The following is a 15,737-nucleotide window of genomic DNA, read 5'->3' on the forward strand; positions in this document are numbered from 1 at the left end:
CAGCTCAGGCGCGCACCACGCGGCACAGCGACACCTTGGTTTCCTGCATCATGGTCACGGCGTCATAGCCATAGGTCCAGCCAGTATTGATGGCCTCGCCGCGCACGATCGGCGCCCCATGTTCGGGATAGTGTTGTTCCAGGTCTTCGCCCATCCACCAGCCGCCGAAGTGGAATGGCGCCCACACCAGGCCCACCGGCACCCGCTCGGTGACCATCGCCATCATCTTCAGGCGCGCGCCGGTCGGGGTCTCGAGCCACACGTATTCGCCCAGCTTGGCGCCGATCTGGACCGCATCGCGCGGGTTGATCTCGACGAACATGTTTTGCTGCAGCTCGGCCAGCCAGGGATTGGACCGGGTCTCCTCGCCGCCGCCTTCGTATTCGACCAGGCGGCCAGAGGTCATGATCAGCGGGAAGTCCTTCGAATAGTCGACCGCCTGCACCGACTTGAACAGCGTAGGCAGGCGCCAGTGATTGGCCTTGTCGTCATAGGTCGGGTACTGGGCCACCAGGTCGCGCCGTGGCGTGGCCAGCGGTTCGCGGTGGACCGGCACCGGATCGGGGAAGTTCCACACGTTGCAGCGCGCCCGCGCATTACCGAACGGCGCGCAACCGTGGGCGATGACGACTCGGATGATCCCGCCCGACAGGTCGGTCTTCCAGTTCTTGCCCTCGGCCATGGCTTGCTCGGCCGGGGTCAGCTCGGCCCACCAGCCCAGTTTTTTCAGGAACACGTGGTCGAATTCTGGATAGCCGAAGTCGAGCTCGCTGTGCTTGTTGGTCGAGCCGTCGGCCGCCAGCAGGCTCGAGCCGTTGTGCTCGACGCCCCAGTTGGCGCGGAACGGCAATCCACCCTCGGCCACGCTCTTGCTCAAGTCGTACAGGATCGGCGTGCCCGGATGTTTCATCTCCGGCGTGCCCCAGCACGGCCACGGCAAGCCATAGTAATCGCCCTTGCACGGGCCGGAATCGGCGCGCAAGGTCGTCGGGTTGAACGTGTGCTTGTTTTCCATGTGCAGCTTGAGCCGCTCGGGCGAGCAGCCGGTGTAGCCGATGGTCCAGCACGAGCGGTTGATCTCGCGCAGGATGTCCTCGACCACCGGCTCGTTATGCACCACCTTGATGTTTTTCACCAGTTCGTCGGCAAAGCCCAGCTTGCGCGCGAACAGGTACATGATCTCGTGGTCGGTCTTGCATTCGAACAGCGGCTGGATCACCCGCTCGCGCCACTGGATCGAGCGGTTCGAGGCCGTGCACGAACCCTGGGTCTCGAACTGCGAGGCGGCCGGCAGCAGGTAGACGCCGTCGCTGCGGCCGTGCATCGACGCCGTCATGCTCGGGTAGGGGTCGATCACCACCATCATGTCGAGCTTTTGCATCGCCGCCTTCATGTCCGGCAGGCGGGTCTGGCTGTTCGGGGCGTGGCCCCAGTAGAGCACGGCGCGCAGATTGCTCGGCTGGTCGATGAACTGGTTTTCTTCATTGACCGCGTCGAACCAGCGCGACACCGTGATGCCGGGCTTTTCCATCAGCTCCTTGGAACCGAAGCGCGACTTGATCCAGTCGTAGTCGACACCCCAGACCGCGGCGAAGTGCTTCCAGGCCCCTTCGGCCAGGCCGTAGTAGCCGGGCAGCGAATCGCCGTTGGGGCCGACGTCGGTCGCGCCCTGCACATTGTCGTGGCCGCGGTAGATGTTGGCGCCGCCACCGGGAATGCCGATATTGCCCAGCGCCAGCTGCAGGATGGACAGCGCGCGCACATTGGCGGTGCCGACGTGGTGCTGGGTGATGCCCATGCACCAGACCACGGACGAGGGACGGTTGGTGGCCAGCATCTCGGCCGCCATGCGCACCGCCGATTCCGGCACGCCGGTCACGTCCGACACCTTATCGGGCGTCCATTTCATGACTTCGGCGCGCACGTCCTCCATGCCCCAGGTGCGCTCTTCGATGAACTTCTTGTCTTCCCAGCCGTTACTGAAGATATGCCACAGGATGCCCCACACCAGCGGAATGTCGGTGCCGGGCCGCACGCGCACATAGTGGTCGGCAAAGCGCGCCGTGCGGGTGAAGCGCGGATCGATGACGATCATCTTGGCGCCCAGCTCCTTGGCGTGCAGGAAGTGCAGCATCGAGATCGGGTGCGCCTCGGCCGGATTGGAGCCGATGAACAGCACCGCCTTGCTGTGGTGCAGATCGTTGAACGAGTTGGTCATCGCCCCGTAGCCGAAGGTCTGGGCCACGCCGGCCACGGTGGTCGAGTGACAGATGCGGGCCTGGTGGTCGCAGTTATTGGTGCCGAAGAACGATACCCATTTGCGCAACAGATAGGCCTGCTCGTTATTGTGCTTGGAGCTGCCGATCACCATCAGCGCATCGGGTCCGGCTTCCTTGCGCAGCTGCAGCAACTTGTCGCCGATCTCGTCGATCGCCTGGTCCCAGGAGATGCGCTGGTACTTTCCGTTCACCAGCTTCATCGGATATCGCAGGCGGTGCTCGCCGAAGGCGTGCTCGCGCACCGAGGCGCCCTTGGCGCAGTGGGCGCCCATATTGATCGGCGAATCGAAGGCGGCCTCTTGCCGCACCCAGACGCCGTTGGCGACGACCGCATCGACCGAGCAGCCGACCGAGCAGTGGCTGCAGACGGTGCGCTTGACCACGGTCGGCACCGGGGTATCCGGTACCGGGTCGGCCTGGGCCGCTTCGATCACGTTCAGCGGCAGGTGGCGCGCCAGGGCGCCGGCGCCGGCGGCAACGCCTGCCCCGACCAGGAAACGGCGCCGTTTCAACGCGCTGTCGCGCGTGGACTTGACCAGTGACATATCGATTCCTCTGCTTGCCTACCAGTAGGCGGCGGTCTCGTAATAGCGGCGGATGTGATCCGTCTCGTGGTAGCCGCGCTTGACCTTGGGGTCGGGCGCGGCCGGGGCGGCCTGTGGCGCCGCGGTCGCCGGGGCGGCAGCAGCGGCCACCACCAGCGCGCCCAGCGGGGCCGCCTTCAGGAACCCGCGCCGCGCCGGGTCGGGACGGTCCTGGCCGGGATCCTGCTGGACTCGTGGATCATGTTTGGTCATCGTTTTCCTCTCCTACTCCAAAACTTTCCGCCTCGATTGCCAGGAATGCCTGTGCGAAGTGGGCGACCAGGCGGTAATAGTTGGCGCCTTCGGCATTGGCGATGTCGTCCAGCGCGCGCATGCACCAGGAGCCGATGTGGGCCTCGAAGAAGCGGCGCTGCACGTCCAGCGGCTGGCGCCGGATGCCGGGCGAGCCGGCCACCAGCACGCGCATGGTCTCGCACAGCGCGCCGAGGTGGTCTTCGAACTCGCCCCGCCCCTGTATGCGCGCCAGGCCAAGCCGGGCCAGGTCTTCGCGCAGATGCGCCAGCGGCGTGTCGTTCATGTAGCCGGCCAGGTAGCGCGAGCCATACGGATCGACCGGCGGCGTGCCGACGCTGACGAACAGCGCGCTGAATTCATCGTGGACGAGACGGGGATCCATCACGCCGGACGCCACGGTCAGTTGGTCCCAGGCGCGTTCGAGCGCCGGATCGCCGCCCTCGGCCAGGATGGGATCGCTGGATGCGAGCGCATCGAGCAGCGCCGCGTCTGGCGCGGCCAGCAGCAGCCGGGAGAGCAAGGCATACAGATCCGCCCTGGCCTGGTCTTCGCCGCCTGGCGGCAGATCCGGTCGCACGATTGCGGTGGCAAATGCGCTGCGATCGGGCAAGGTCTGAGTAGTTGATGGCACTGGGGAACACTCCAGTTGTTCAATTTATATGGCAGTGTAGGCCTCGATTGATATTGAGTGCGCACAGTTGCCTAAAACGGCTAAATGAACCCTGCATGGGTGAGCACGGGCGCCGAACGACCGGAACGCAACGGAATTGTTTCTCAATTGCAAATAAATGGCATTTGTTTGTCGAGATTGACGCTTCAACACGTCTATAATCGCGGTGTACCGAACCAAGCGACCATCCCTCATGAGCCAGACCCTGTCCCGGCAAGCCGAGCCGACCATCAATATCCACGCCCTCAAATCCTGCGCCCAGTGCAGCATGCACCAGCTGTGCTTGCCGATGGGCCTCGAAGACGCCGACATCGACCGTCTGGACAAGATCATCGGCCGCCGTCGCCGCCTGGAGCGCGACGAGCGCCTGTACAGCGTGGGCGAATCGTTCCGCAACCTGTACGCGGTGCGCTTCGGCCACTTCAAGACCTACCAGGTGAACGCCGCCGGCGAAGCCCAGATCACCGGTTTCCAGATGGCCGGCGAGCTGCTGGGCATGGACGCGATCAGCGGCACCCACCATTGCGACGCAGTAGCCCTGGAAGATTCCGAGGTGTGCGAGATCCCGTTCGCGCGCCTGGAAGACCTGTTCGGCGAAGTGCCGACCCTGCTGCGCCACTTCCACCGCATCATGAGCCAGGAAATCACGCGCGAGCAGAACGTCATGCTCCTGCTCGGCAATATGCGCGCCGAGCAGCGCTTCGCCGTGTTCCTGGTCAACCTGTCGGCGCGCTACGCCACCCGCGGCTATGCGGCCAACCGCTTCCAGCTGCGCATGTCGCGCGAAGACATCGGCAACTACCTGGGCCTGACCATCGAAAGCATCAGCCGCCTGCTGTCGCGCTTTAAAAAGCAGGGCTGGCTCGAGGTCGACAAACGCGAAGTGACGCTGCTCGATCCGGTCAAGCTGAAGGCGCTGGCGGCCGGCACCGACGTGTGCAGCCCGATGGCCTGACATCATGACGCTGCTGCCTTCGTGCGACATGCACCTGCGCAGCTACGACCGCGTGCACTGGGGCGACCGCCACGACTTCGCCCAGCTGGTGCTGCCGTTGCACGGCGAAGTCGTGCTCGACATCGAAGAGCGGCGCGGCCGGCTCGATCCCCTGCATGGCGCGCTGGTAGCGCCCGGCGCCGGGCATGCGCAATCGAGCCCGGGCGCGAATGACTCCCTGATCGTCGACGTCGATGGCGGCGCCTTCGGCGACGGTCCCTGGCAGCGGCTGCTGGAGCGGCCCTTCGTCACGCTCGGCCCTGCCGCGCGCAAGCTGGTCGAGTTCATGGGACTGATGACGCGCGAGTCCGTTCCATCTCGCGCGCTGGTGCACGGTTGGGTGCCGCTGCTGCTCGACACCCTGAGCCTGGACGCGCCGCGCACCACCTCGCGCCTGACCGCCCTGCTGGCGCGCATCGAGACCGCGCCCGGCCTGGCCTGGAGCACCGAATCGATGGCGCGCGCCGCCAACCTGAGCGTGAGCCGCCTGCACGCGCTGTTTCGCGAAGAGCTGGACAGCACGCCGCATGCCTGGCTGCTGGGCTGCCGCCTGGATTGCGCACGCGGCATGTTGACGGACGGCGCGCGCAGCGTGGCCGACATCGCCATCGCCTGCGGTTTCTCGGACCAGGCCAGCCTGACGCGGGCGATGCGCCGCGTGTTCGACACCACGCCTGCCGCCTATCGGCGCGCAGCGCAGGAGAAACCGCCAAAACCGCAGTAGTCCCGGCCAAGACCAGGGGCAGGTCCAGGCCAGAGAATCTCCACTCAAAGGAGATTCATCATGTACAAAGCTACTGGCGCGGGCGGACTGTCCCGCTCCACCCTGCTCGGCATCGGCGCTGGGATCGCCGCCGGCGCACTCTGGGGCCTGGTCTTCCTGGCCCCGGAACTGGCGCCCGAATTCCTGCCGATCCAGCTCTCGGCCGGACGCTACCTGGCCTATGGCCTGGTCGCCGCCATCCTCATCTACCCTGCCTGGCGACGGCTGCGCCGCCACCTCGGCTGGCCGGCGTGGCGCGCCCTGATCGGGCTCAGCCTCACTGGCAACATCATCTACTACCTGTTCCTCGCCAATGCGGTGCAACTTGGCGGCGTGGCCATGGCCTCGATCGTGATCGGGCTGCTGCCGATCGCGGTCACCATGGTGGGTTCGCGCGACGGCGACGCGGTGCCGCTGCGCCGGCTGCTGCCTTCGATGCTGCTGAGCGGCGCCGGCCTGGCCTGCATCGGCTGGGAGTCGCTGTCGGCGTCCGGACCCGGTTCGCTGGCCGGCCTGGCCTGCGCCTTTGGCGCGCTGGTGTCGTGGACCATCTTCGCGGTACATAACAGCCGCTGGCTGGCGCGCATCGAGGGGATTTCGTCGCATGAATGGAATCTGCTGGTGGGCGTGGTGACGGGCGTCATGGCGCTGGCGCTGGCGGTGCCGGCCTTCGTGCTGGCGCCGGGCGAGCATACCCTGCCGGTCTGGCTGCGGTTCGGCGCACTGGTCAGCGCGGTCGCCATCCTGTGCTCGGTGGTCGGCAACGCCCTGTGGAACCACGCCAGCCGCGCACTGCCCCTGAGCCTGATGGGCCAGATGATCGTGTTCGAGACCATCTTCGCGGCCTTGTATGGCTTTTTGTGGGAAGCCCGCTGGCCAAGCGGGTTCGAGACGGCTGCCTTGGTGTTGCTGGTAGCGGGCGTGATTTCGTGCGCTTCGGCGCACCGGCGCTAGACTTCCGCGATCGCTTCACGCAGACGGCGTACCGCCACCGTCGCCATCTCCGGCGTCGCGAAGTTGGCAAACCCCATCAACAAGCCGCCGCGGCGCGACCGGCCCATCCGCCAGTCGCCGAGGGCTTGCAATCCCATTCCACGCGCCCGCGCCGCCGCAGCCAGCGCCCGGTCGTCCTGCCCGGCAGCGAGCCGCGCCAGCACGTGGATGCCGCCGGCCTGCGGCTGCACCGTCAGCGCGTCTCCCATCTCTCGCGCCAGCGCATCGACCAGGTAGCCGCGCCGCTCGGCGTACAGTGTGCGCATCCTGCGCAAGTGGCGCGCAAAGTGGCCCTGTTCCATGAACTCGGCCACCGTCGCCTGCGGCAGGATCGAACCCGGGCCGGGAAGATGGTCGACCATGTCGCGCACACGCGTCACCTGCGATTCAGGGACGACCAGGTAGGCCAGCCGCAGGCCGGGCAGCAGCACTTTGCTGAAGGTGCCGGTGTACAGCAGCCGGCCGTGGCGGTCGATGCTTTTCAGGGCCGGCAAGGGACGGCCGTGGTAGCGGAACTCGCTGTCGTAGTCGTCCTCGACGATCCAGGCGCGGGCGGCGTCGGCCCATGCCAGCAGTTCGAGCCGGCGCGGCAGCGACATCGCCACGCCCATGGGGCTCTGGTGGGTGGGCGTCACCACGGCGAACCGCGCATCCGGCGCCCGTTCCAGGCCGCGCGCCACGTCCAGTCCTTCGTCGTCGACCGGCACTGGCGCCAGGCGCAACCCGGACTGCACCAGGAAACGCCGTGCAAGCACATAGCCCGGATCCTCGTACCACCCGACGTCGCCATCGCGCAGCAGGACGCGCCGCGCCAGTTCCAGCGCGCCGTGGTAGCCAGGCGTGACAAAGACCTGCTCGTGCGAACAGTCGATGCCGCGCGCGATCCCGAGATAGGTGGCGATGGTGCGTCGCAGGGGGGCATAGCCGGCCGGATCGGGATAGGTCATCGCCATCGTCTCGAGGGCGCGCGAGGTGCGTCCGGCCAGGCGTGTCCAGGTCTTGCGCGGGAAGGCGTCGAGCGCCGGCAACCCGAGCTGGAACGGCATGGCTTCGCCCGGGACGCCTTGCTGCGAACCGGCATCCGGCGCGCTGCGCGCCGCGCTCCGCGGCCGCGCCGGCTCGGCCAGTTTCGCCAGCCGCGGCGAGACGACCGTCCCGGCCGCACCGCGCGCCACGAAATAGCCTTCGCCAACCAGCATCTGGTAGGCCGCTTCGACGGTGCCGCGCGCCAGATTCAATTCGCTGGCCAGGCTGCGCACCGACGGCACCCGGTCGCCCGCCTTGAGCTTGCCCGCGGCGATCGCTTCGCAATAGCGGCGGTACAGCTGCAGGTAGATCGGCTCGCCGCGCCCACGGCTTGGCGCCAGGTTGTGCAGGTCCATCGCGATGTCCTATTCGTTTCTTCAATTCTTGCACCTACTGCGTAGGCCATGATCCGCCTATAGTATCCGCATTGAATGACGATGACCATGCGCCATGTACGCAATCGACCAACTACCCCCTTACCGGAGATTCCTGATGAGTGCCCCGCAACGCCTGCCCTACTATTCCCTGTCCCCCGCCGCCTACCAGGGCTTCGGCGCCACCAAGAAGGCGCTCGAGAGCAGCCCGCTCGGCAAGGAGCTGATCGAGCTGGTGTGGCTGCGCATGTCGCAGATCAACGGCTGCGCCTTCTGCCTGGAGATGCATGCCAAGGCCCTGCGCGCCGACGGCGTGTCGAACGCGAAGCTCGACAGCCTGGCCGGCTGGCGCGTCAGCCAGCGTTTCAGCGAACGCGAACGCGCCGCCCTGGCCTGGACCGAGGCGCTGACCCACGTCGACCGCACCGGCGCGCCGGACGCAGACTACGAGCCGCTCAGGGAATATTTCAGTGACGTCGAAGTCTCCGACCTCACCTTCGCCATCGCCCTGATGAGCGCCTTCAACCGCCTCGCGATCGGGATGCGCCAGTGAATATCCTTCACATCGATTGCAGTGCGCGCGCCGGGTCGCACAGCCGCGCGTTATCGAACGCGATGGTCCAGAAGCTGCTGGCGCGGCATCCTCACGCCGAGGTGCTGCGGCGCGACCTGGGCCTGGAGCCCATTCCACATGCGGAGGCTGCCTACGCAGCCGCCCTGGCCACGCCCGCCGCGATGGCCGCCGCGCAGGCGGCCAACCCGGCTAACGGGGGCGTGCAGCTGTCCGAATCGCTGATCCAGGAAGTCGAAGCCGCCGACGTGCTGGTGATCGGCACCCCGATGAACAACTTCACGCTGCCGTCAGTGTTCAAGGCCTGGATCGACCAGCTGCTGCGGGTCGGCCGCACGATCGGCATGTCGGCGGGCGGCGAAAAGGTCGGGCTGCTGGCCGACCGGCCGGTGTATGTCGGCATCGCCTCGCGCGGCGTGTTCAGCTGAGAACAGGCCAGGCAGCCCGATTTCCTGACGCCCTACCTGAAGGCGGCCTTCGGCTGCATCGGCTTGACCTGGCTGCAGTTCCTGCCGCTGCAGGCCACGGCCTTCCTCGATCCCGGCCAGCTGGCGGCGGACCGGGACGCGCTGCTGGCCACCATGGACCTGGCGCGCACCGCCTGATCGAGCCAGGGCGGCGCACGGCCATTCACTCAGCGCCGCACCGACAGCCCGAACGCCAGGCCCAGATCGGGCGTATTCTTGTTCAGCCCACGCACCACCATCGCATCGACCTGGCAGTTTCTGTTCAGTCGCCAGCTCACGCCGGCGTCTACCTGCATCCGGTCGCCGCCATGCGATGCAGAGGCGATCTGCGGCGCCGCCACTTCAAGGAATCCCTGAAGGCGTTCAGTGAATTTCTTTCCCAGTGAGACCGCCAGGATACCGTAGCGGTAGCGCGCACCGTCATCGTCCACGTCGGCCCCGGCACCCGGCGTCACGGCCAACGACCAGCCTTTTGGCAGATCCCATTCAGCCGCCAGCACCAGCTGCGGCAGGACACCCGCGACCCGCAGCGCCGAGCTACCGCTTGGCAGCGCCATCGTGCCAATCAGCCCCAGGGCGGGATGCGCGCCCTCCCCATCGGCAAAATGCCATTTGACACCGATCGACGTGGCATTCCAGCCCGCACTCGTGGTGCGCTCGCGAGTAAGCGGATCGACACCGTGCTCGATACTGCGGCCGTCGGTCTCGACGCGCAGTTCGGTCGTGTCGCCCAGGCCGATACGCAGCAGCGCCGGCGTGCTCAAGGTGCGCACGTGCAGGTCATCATCGCGCTGGCGATCCCAGTCGACGCCAATCTCGAGCTGAACGCGGCCGTGACCGACCACCTGGCTGGAGTTGGCGACGTTAGGGCGGTCGGGATTGATGGCATCGCCGTCATCGGCGTGAGCGAACTGGGCGCTGCAAGCCAGTATCAGGAGAGCTGCCTGCCGTCGCAGGCGCGTAGGGTTTGGCGAAAAAATCATACGGTCGGATAAACAAGGAGGGACATGGTGTGCAAAGGCCGAGCCGGCGCCATCGCACCCCGGCTATTCTACGCCCCCGGTGTGTGGTAAAGCGGCTTCAAGGTAGCGCCATCCGCGCCGCGCCGGGGCATGTCGCACTACCTTGGCCTTTTCGCATGACCCGGCAGCCGCGCGACAGTAAGATCGGCCGCGTTTGACCAACCGTCCACGAAACCGCCATGAAACCACGCCGCTCCCTCGCCATCCTGCTCCCCGCCCTGCTGCTCGCGACCGCCCCGCAGGTGGCCGGCGCCTCGATCCTGCCTGACGTCCCCGACATCAAGGCCGTCACCGACTACCGCCCGAAGATCCCACTGCGCGTCTACACCGCCGACAAGGTCCTGATCGGCGAATTCGGCGCCGAGCGACGCGAGTTCGTCCCGGTGGCCAAGGTGCCGGCGCTGCTCAAATCGGCCGTGCTGGCAATCGAGGACACCCGCTTCTACGAGCACGGCGGGGTCGACTGGATCCGCGCGCTCGGCGCGGCCAAGGCCAATATCGGCGACTTCGGCAGCCAGGGTGCGTCCACCATCACGATGCAGGTCGCGCGCAACTTCTTCCTGTCGCGCGACAAGACGATGCCACGCAAGCTGCTTGAAGTTGCCCTGGCCTACAAGATTGAGAAGGCACTGTCCAAGGACCAGATTCTCGAGGTCTACCTGAACCAGATCTATCTCGGCCAGCGCGCCTACGGCTTCGCCAGCGCGGCGCGCACCTATTTCGGCAAGCCGCTGCCCGAACTCTCCCTGGCCGAACTCGCGATGCTGGCCGGCCTGCCGCAAAACCCTTCCAGCAGCAATCCGGTATCCAATCCGCAGGCGGCGCGCAAGCGCCAGCAGGTCGTGCTCAGGCGCATGCGCGAACTTGCGATGATCACCGAGCCCCAGTACCGCCGCGCCCTGGCCGAACGCCTGCAGGTGCGCAGCTATGGCGCCACCCTGAATCCGCGCGCGGCCTGGGTCGCCGAGATCGCGCGCCAGGCGGTCCACGCCCGCTTCGGCCAGGCCGCCTATGAACGCGGCATCACGGTCACCACCACCATCGTGGCCGCCGAGCAGGATGCGGCCTACGAATCGGTGCGCCGCAACGTGCTCGCCTACGACCGCCGCCACGGCTACCGCGGCCCCGAAGCGCGCATCGTGCTGCCAGCCGACGCCGACGAAAAAGCGGACGCGACCGCCACCGCCCTGCAGAAACGGCCCATCGTCGACGGCTTGAGCCCGGCGGTGGTCATCGCCGCCTCGCCCAAGCGGGTGCGCGCCCTGCTCGCCAACGGCGACGCCGTCGAGATCACCGGCCCCGGCCTGGCCTTTGCCGCCGGGGCCCTGTCGGGCAAGGCCAAGCCCGCTGCGAAGCTGACGCCCGGCGCCGTCATCCGGCTGACGAAGGCCGCCGACGGCGCCCTGTCGATCGCCCAGTTGCCCGAGGTGGCCGCCGCCTTCGTGGCGCTCGACACCGAGACCGGCGCCTACCGCGCGCTGGTCGGCGGCTTCGATTACTCGGTCCACAAGTTCAACCACGTGACCCAGGCCTGGCGCCAGCCGGGATCGAGCATCAAGCCCTTTGTCTATTCCGCCGGCCTGGAACGCGGCTTCTTCCCCGGCACGCAAATCCTCGACGAGCCGCTCGACTTCAGCGCCGAGAAGGCCTATGCCAACTGGTCGCCGCGCAACGACGACAATGTGTTCCAGGGCCCGGTCACCGTGCGCCACGCGCTGTCGCGCTCACGCAATGTGCCGACCGTGCGCATGCTGCGCGCGCTGGACGTCGACTACACCCGCGAGCACCTGGCGCGCTTCGGCTTCGACGCCGCGCGCCAGCCGCGCAACCTGACCCTCGGCCTGGGCACCGGCGCCGTCACGCCACTGCAGATGGCCGGTGCCTATGCGGTGCTGGCCAACGGCGGTTACCGGGTGGAGCCGTGGCTGATCGCGCGCATCCAGGATGGCGATGGCACCGTCCTGCTCGAGCAGGCGGCGCCAGCGCCACGCCAGGCAAGTGCACGGGTGCTCGACGAGCGCAACGCCTTCATCGTCGACAGCATGCTGCGCGACGTCACCCGCGTCGGCACGGCGGCGGCGGCCTCGCGCCAGTTGCAAAGGCACGATCTGGCCGGCAAGACCGGCACCACCAGCAATGCGATCGACGGTTGGTTTGCCGGCTATGGCGGTAATGTGGCGGCGGTGGCCTGGATGGGTTATGACGAGCCGCGCTCGCTCGGCGGCCGCGAATTCGGCTCGACCCTGGCGCTGCCGATGTGGGTCGACTTCATGCGCGTCGCGCTGGCGAAGACGCCGCAGCACGAGCCGCTGCCGCCCGAGTGCGTGGCGCGCGCCGGCGGCGACTGGGTGTATGCCGAGTATGCGGAACAGGAACACCCGCCCGAGGCGGCGGATGGAATCGAGGCCTTGATGGGCACCTTCTCGTCAGCCGACGAGGCGACGCAGTAGTCGTCCCTACAGTTCGATCACCAGCTCGGGACGAAAAGCCTCTTGCTCGCCCTTGCTCAGGTAGCCCAGCGGATTGGCCACCACGCGGCACGACCAGGAATGGGCGCCGTCGCGGCCCTCGACCGTGTAGTCGTTCAGGCAGTGCAGGTGGCCGTGCATCCACAGCTGCGCGTGCTTGAACAGGCCGTCGAGCGCATTGCAGAAGCCCGCCGTGCCGGGCGTGAGGCCGTAGCGCGGATCGGCGCTCATCAGGCTCGGCGCGAAATGGGTGACCACGGCCGTCTTGCCTTCGAACGGCGTGGCCATCGCCGCGCGCAGCCAGGCCTGGCAGTCGAGCGACATGGCGCGGATGCCCTCGGCCAGCACCTTCTCGCCATCCTTCAGGGTCGTGTTCTTGCTCAGGTAGTAGTTGGCCGCGCGGAACGCCTTGTTACGCTGCTGCATCTGCTTGGTGAGGTCGGTGTCGCGCAGCGCCAGGGCATCGAAGTCGCTCCACAAGGTGGTGCCGATGAAGCGCACGTGATCGATGACGACGATCTCGCGGTCGAGCCAGACGATGCCGAGCCGCTCGCAGGTGGCGCGCAGCCGCGCATACGTCGCGTCATAGTCGAGCGAATCGAATTCGTGGTTGCCGGGAATGAACAGCACCCGCTTGCCGGCCAGCGCCGGCAATGCGGGAGAGAAGCGCTCGAGTCCGAAATCCTGGGTTTCCAGGCGCGAGCCGTCCTGGTAGGAGCCGATGTCGCCGGCCAGCACCACGACGTCGGTGTCCGGCAGGATCAGCGGCTGGAAGCCGGGATAGCGTTCGAGGTGCAGGTCGGAGAAAAGCTGTATGCGCATGGGCTCCGAGTATACAGCAGGCGCCGCCCGGTTTCAGGCGGCGCCGACGTATCAGAAGCGCACGTTCGCCGTCAGGCTGGCCGAGCGCGGCGTGCCCGGCGTGTAGCGGTAGCCGCTCTTGTTGATCGCCGCGACATACTTCTCGTCGCCGATGTTGTACACGTTCAGGCGCAGGTCGAAGTTCTTGCTGACCTTGTAGCCGACCATGGCGTCGAACACCCAGTACGACTCGGTGTAGGCCGGGGTGCCGATCGCGCCGTCGGTGCCGCGCGCCAGCTTGTCGGAAAAGCGCGCGCCGCCGCCGATACGCAGGCCCCATGGCAGGTCGTACGAAGTCCAGGCGGTGAACGACTGCTTCGGCGTGTAGGTCAGGCTGTTCTCGCCGGCGGCGGTGACGTTGCGGCCACGCTCGACGCTGGTGTCCATGTACAGGTAGCCGGCGCTGAGCAGCCAGTGCGGCGCCAGTTCGCCGGTGGCGCCCAGCTCCACGCCCTGCACCCGCTTCTCGCCGGTCTGGTAGTACTGCAGGTCGACCGGGTCCTGCTCGACCTCGTTCTCGACCTCGGTGCGGAACAGCGCGGCCGACAGCGACAGCTTCGATTTCAGCAGGTCGAGCTTGCCGCCGACTTCGGTGGTGACCGTCTTCTGCGGATCGTAGATCGGGTTCTGGGCGCTGTTGGCGTTGCCCGACACGGTAAAGCTGCCGCCCGGCGGCTGCTTGGAACTGGCCACCATCGCATACACGCTGCTGTTGGCGGTCGGCTTGTACAGCGCCGACAGCTTGCCGTTGACGAGGTTTTCGCCGACCTTGAAGCGGGTCGCGGTCAGCGCGTTATTGGACAGCGCCACCACCGAATAGTCGCCGCGGAAGTGGTCGACGCGCACGCCGCCGTTGAAGATCCAGCGCTCGCCGACCTTGACGGTGTCGAATACATACACGCTCTGGGTGTCGACCTCGCCCTCGTTGTAGGCGCCGGTGCGGCGCACGTCGACCGGCGTGGTCGGGGCGTCGCTCGGGTTCGGGCGATAGATGTTGGCGGCTGGCAGCGTGCCCAGGCCGGTCAGGCCCCACGTGGTCTGGCGTTCGCTGGTGATTTCCAGGCCCGTCACCAGGGTGTGCGACACGGCGCCGGTATTGAACTGGCTGGTCAGGGTCGTGACGTTGGTGAGGATCTTGTTTTCCTGGTCCTTGCCGGTGCGGATGCTGCGCGCGAGGGTCCAGGTGCTCGGGTCGCCCTGCACCGGCGTCGCCAGGTTGGCGGCGCTGGTGAGGAAGGCGGTCAGCAGGTAGTCCTGGCTGGTCTTGCCGTAGCGGCTAGTGTTCTGCAGCTTCATGGTCGGCGAGAAGTCGTGCTCGATGCGCACGGTGGCCATGTCGGCCTTCACGTCGTCGTAGTCATCGACCGAGCCATAGAAGTTCTTGGGGTCGACCTTGGGGGCGTCGGCGACCCAGGGCCGGGCGCGGTCAGGGCTGGTGTAGCCGGGCAGGCCGATCACGAACACGCCGCCGTCAGGGATGTTGTTCTGGTCGACGTGCAGGTAGTCCAGGTGCACGCGGGTCGGGCCGTTCAGGCCGAAGCCGATGCTCGGCGCCACCGCCCAGCGCTTGTTCTCGACCACGTCGCGCGCGGCGCTGCCCGAATCCTGGGCCAGCACGTTCAGGCGCACGGCGATGCCGCGCTGTTCATCCAGCACCTTGTTGACGTCAGCCGTGATGCGCTTCTGGTCACCGTTGCCGCCGGTGATCGCGGTGGTCACCAGGTCGGTGAGATTGGCCTTCTTGGTCACCAGGTTGACCGAGCCGGTCGGGGCGCTGCGGCCGTTGTCGGTGCCAGCCGGGCCTTTCAGCACGTCGATCTGCTCCAGGTTGAACACGTCGCGCGAGATCGAGCCGATGTCGCGCACGCCATCGACGTAGATGCTGCTGGAAGTATCGAAACCGCGCATGAAGATCGCATCGCCGGTCGTCGTGTTGCCGTTTTCGCCCAGGAAGAATGCGCCGACGCCGGGGGTATTGCGCAGCGCCTCGGTCAGGGTCAGGGCGCCCTGCTGCTCGAACAGCTCCTTCTTGATCACCTGGATCGTCTGGGCGGTGTCGACCAGGCGCTCGGTGTACTTGGGCGACGAGGCATTCTCGGCGCGGAACGGGTTCTCGTAGTTGCCGACGACTTCGACGGTCGACTGTGGTGCGACAGTGGCAGGCGCTGCAGTGGCGGCGGTGGCATCGTCGGCGGCGTGCACGCCGAGCGGCAGCAGGGCCGCGGCCAGTGCGGTGCCCGCAAGCTGGCTGCGGGTGATTGGGTGCTTGCGGCTTTTTATTGCTTTCATGGCGAGGCGGTCTCTCTCAGTGGATTAGTGCGTGTTGAAACACTGCAAGTAAAACAATGATTCTACCGAGAACGTCAATACATGTAAACGATAATCATTATCATTCGTGTTCTCGCTACAC

The 15,737-nt window shown here is 66.9% G+C and carries 13 protein-coding genes; 6 read left to right on the forward strand and 7 right to left on the reverse strand.

Going from position 1 to position 15,737, the window contains the following annotated elements; translation table 11 throughout:
• Nucleotides 1-4 precede the first annotated feature (4 nt).
• The 3 genes from SOM61_RS02165 to SOM61_RS02175 are packed head-to-tail and all read right to left on the reverse strand — an operon-like array spanning nucleotide 5 to nucleotide 3,749.
• Nucleotides 5-2,824, reverse strand: coding sequence for a formate dehydrogenase subunit alpha (locus SOM61_RS02165; RefSeq protein ID WP_320472561.1), 2,820 nt, complete (start codon nucleotides 2,822-2,824; stop codon nucleotides 5-7).
• 18 nt (nucleotides 2,825-2,842) lie between these two features.
• A complete protein-coding gene (locus SOM61_RS02170; RefSeq protein WP_320472562.1) occupies nucleotides 2,843-3,076 on the reverse strand; it encodes a formate dehydrogenase in 234 nt (77 codons plus the stop codon).
• Nucleotides 3,063-3,749 carry a TorD/DmsD family molecular chaperone gene (locus SOM61_RS02175; protein WP_320472563.1) on the reverse strand — a complete coding sequence of 229 codons (687 nt, stop codon included), beginning with the start codon at nucleotides 3,747-3,749 and terminating at the stop codon, nucleotides 3,063-3,065. Before SOM61_RS02175 ends, SOM61_RS02170 begins: the two co-directional genes overlap by 14 nt.
• A gap of 232 nt (nucleotides 3,750-3,981) precedes the next feature.
• On the opposite strand from SOM61_RS02175, the gene fnr reads away from it, so the two are divergent.
• Genes fnr through SOM61_RS02190 form a run of 3 tightly spaced genes read left to right on the forward strand, consistent with a single transcriptional unit; the run spans nucleotide 3,982 to nucleotide 6,499 of the window.
• On the forward strand, nucleotides 3,982-4,743 hold the full coding sequence (gene fnr, locus SOM61_RS02180; protein WP_320472564.1) for a fumarate/nitrate reduction transcriptional regulator Fnr: 762 nt from the start codon (nucleotides 3,982-3,984) through the stop codon (nucleotides 4,741-4,743).
• Nucleotides 4,744-4,747: 4 nt separating this feature from the next.
• Nucleotides 4,748-5,506, forward strand: coding sequence for an AraC family transcriptional regulator (locus SOM61_RS02185; RefSeq protein ID WP_320472565.1), 759 nt, complete (start codon nucleotides 4,748-4,750; stop codon nucleotides 5,504-5,506).
• A gap of 60 nt (nucleotides 5,507-5,566) precedes the next feature.
• Nucleotides 5,567-6,499, forward strand: coding sequence for a DMT family transporter (locus SOM61_RS02190; protein ID WP_320472566.1), 933 nt, complete (start codon nucleotides 5,567-5,569; stop codon nucleotides 6,497-6,499).
• On the opposite strand, the gene pdxR is transcribed toward SOM61_RS02190, so the two are convergent.
• Nucleotides 6,496-7,920 carry a MocR-like pyridoxine biosynthesis transcription factor PdxR gene (gene pdxR / locus SOM61_RS02195; RefSeq protein ID WP_320472567.1) on the reverse strand — a complete coding sequence of 475 codons (1,425 nt, stop codon included), beginning with the start codon at nucleotides 7,918-7,920 and terminating at the stop codon, nucleotides 6,496-6,498. The genes SOM61_RS02190 and pdxR overlap by 4 nt on opposite strands.
• 136 nt (nucleotides 7,921-8,056) lie before the next feature.
• Here pdxR and SOM61_RS02200 point away from each other — a divergent pair, with 136 nt between their 5' ends.
• Both SOM61_RS02200 and SOM61_RS02205 read left to right on the forward strand, forming a co-directional pair.
• Nucleotides 8,057-8,491 carry a carboxymuconolactone decarboxylase family protein gene (locus SOM61_RS02200; protein WP_320472568.1) on the forward strand — a complete coding sequence of 145 codons (435 nt, stop codon included), beginning with the start codon at nucleotides 8,057-8,059 and terminating at the stop codon, nucleotides 8,489-8,491.
• Nucleotides 8,488-8,937 (forward strand): FMN-dependent NADH-azoreductase, encoded by a 450-nt coding sequence (locus SOM61_RS02205; RefSeq protein ID WP_320472569.1) that lies wholly within the window; start codon nucleotides 8,488-8,490, stop codon nucleotides 8,935-8,937. The genes SOM61_RS02200 and SOM61_RS02205 overlap by 4 nt, the downstream gene beginning before the upstream one ends.
• 206 nt (nucleotides 8,938-9,143) lie before the next feature.
• On the opposite strand, the gene SOM61_RS02210 is transcribed toward SOM61_RS02205, so the two are convergent.
• Nucleotides 9,144-9,959 (reverse strand): transporter, encoded by an 816-nt coding sequence (locus SOM61_RS02210; protein ID WP_320472570.1) that lies wholly within the window; start codon nucleotides 9,957-9,959, stop codon nucleotides 9,144-9,146.
• A gap of 218 nt (nucleotides 9,960-10,177) precedes the next feature.
• On the opposite strand from SOM61_RS02210, the gene SOM61_RS02215 reads away from it, so the two are divergent.
• Nucleotides 10,178-12,448: a penicillin-binding protein 1A gene (locus SOM61_RS02215; RefSeq protein ID WP_320472571.1), complete on the forward strand. Its 2,271-nt coding sequence runs from the start codon at nucleotides 10,178-10,180 to the stop codon at nucleotides 12,446-12,448.
• A gap of 6 nt (nucleotides 12,449-12,454) precedes the next feature.
• On the opposite strand, the gene SOM61_RS02220 is transcribed toward SOM61_RS02215, so the two are convergent.
• Together SOM61_RS02220 and SOM61_RS02225 are read right to left on the reverse strand one after the other, a co-directional pair.
• Nucleotides 12,455-13,288, reverse strand: a complete 834-nt coding sequence (locus tag SOM61_RS02220) for a metallophosphoesterase (protein ID WP_320472572.1) — start codon at nucleotides 13,286-13,288, stop codon at nucleotides 12,455-12,457.
• 51 nt (nucleotides 13,289-13,339) lie between these two features.
• Complete coding sequence (locus tag SOM61_RS02225) at nucleotides 13,340-15,616, reverse strand: catecholate siderophore receptor Fiu (RefSeq protein ID WP_320472573.1); 2,277 nt, start codon at nucleotides 15,614-15,616, stop codon at nucleotides 13,340-13,342.
• Between the last annotated feature and the right edge of the window lie 121 nt (nucleotides 15,617-15,737).

The sequence above is a fragment of the Massilia sp. CFBP9012 genome (assembly GCF_034045115.1).
Taxonomy (GTDB): Bacteria; Pseudomonadota; Gammaproteobacteria; order Burkholderiales; family Burkholderiaceae_D; genus Telluria.

Bases quoted from the DNA above. Each gene is read 5' to 3' on its own strand.
- SOM61_RS02220 (WP_320472572.1), bottom strand. From the start codon at position 13,288: ATGCGCATACAGCTTTTCTCCGACCTGCACCTCGAACGCTATCCCGGC.
- SOM61_RS02185 (WP_320472565.1), top strand. From the start codon at position 4,748: ATGACGCTGCTGCCTTCGTGCGACATGCACCTGCGCAGCTACGACCGC.
- SOM61_RS02190 (WP_320472566.1), top strand. From the start codon at position 5,567: ATGTACAAAGCTACTGGCGCGGGCGGACTGTCCCGCTCCACCCTGCTC.
- SOM61_RS02170 (WP_320472562.1), bottom strand. From the start codon at position 3,076: ATGACCAAACATGATCCACGAGTCCAGCAGGATCCCGGCCAGGACCGT.
- SOM61_RS02215 (WP_320472571.1), top strand. From the start codon at position 10,178: ATGAAACCACGCCGCTCCCTCGCCATCCTGCTCCCCGCCCTGCTGCTC.
- pdxR (WP_320472567.1), bottom strand. From the start codon at position 7,920: ATGGACCTGCACAACCTGGCGCCAAGCCGTGGGCGCGGCGAGCCGATC.
- SOM61_RS02165 (WP_320472561.1), bottom strand. From the start codon at position 2,824: ATGTCACTGGTCAAGTCCACGCGCGACAGCGCGTTGAAACGGCGCCGT.
- SOM61_RS02200 (WP_320472568.1), top strand. From the start codon at position 8,057: ATGAGTGCCCCGCAACGCCTGCCCTACTATTCCCTGTCCCCCGCCGCC.
- SOM61_RS02210 (WP_320472570.1), bottom strand. From the start codon at position 9,959: ATGATTTTTTCGCCAAACCCTACGCGCCTGCGACGGCAGGCAGCTCTC.
- fnr (WP_320472564.1), top strand. From the start codon at position 3,982: ATGAGCCAGACCCTGTCCCGGCAAGCCGAGCCGACCATCAATATCCAC.
- SOM61_RS02225 (WP_320472573.1), bottom strand. From the start codon at position 15,616: ATGAAAGCAATAAAAAGCCGCAAGCACCCAATCACCCGCAGCCAGCTT.